A 275-nucleotide genomic window follows, 5' to 3' on the forward strand; every position below is an offset into this window, starting at 1 on the left:
AATCACCACTGCGACGCGGCGGTTCTCGGCGCGGCCCTGGGCGGTCTTGTTACTGGCTATGGGATATTTTTTTCCTAAACCCTGTGTGGTGAGATTGCTGCGTGGAATTTGTCCACCCATAGCCCATGCATCGGCCACGACATTCGCCCGTTTCAATGATAAGCCTTCGTTGTAACTGTCTTCACCATAGTTATCGGTGTGTCCATCCATACGGGCATGTGTTAGCCCTGTCGAGGCCAATTTGGCTGCCATGGTTTGGATCTGTTGCTGGCTTT

General features: G+C 52.7%; 1 protein-coding gene. It reads right to left on the reverse strand.

Annotation, left to right across the window (positions count from 1 at the left end; genetic code table 11):
* Positions 1–261 (reverse strand): OmpA family protein (locus SB660_RS20320; protein WP_410584118.1); only part of this gene is annotated, 261 nt, incomplete at its 3' end.
* Between the last annotated feature and the right edge of the window lie 14 nt (positions 262–275).

Origin of the sequence: Bacillus sp. SIMBA_005 (genome assembly GCF_046535585.1) — a bacterium.
GTDB lineage: Bacteria > Bacillota > Bacilli > Bacillales > Bacillaceae > Bacillus > Bacillus pumilus.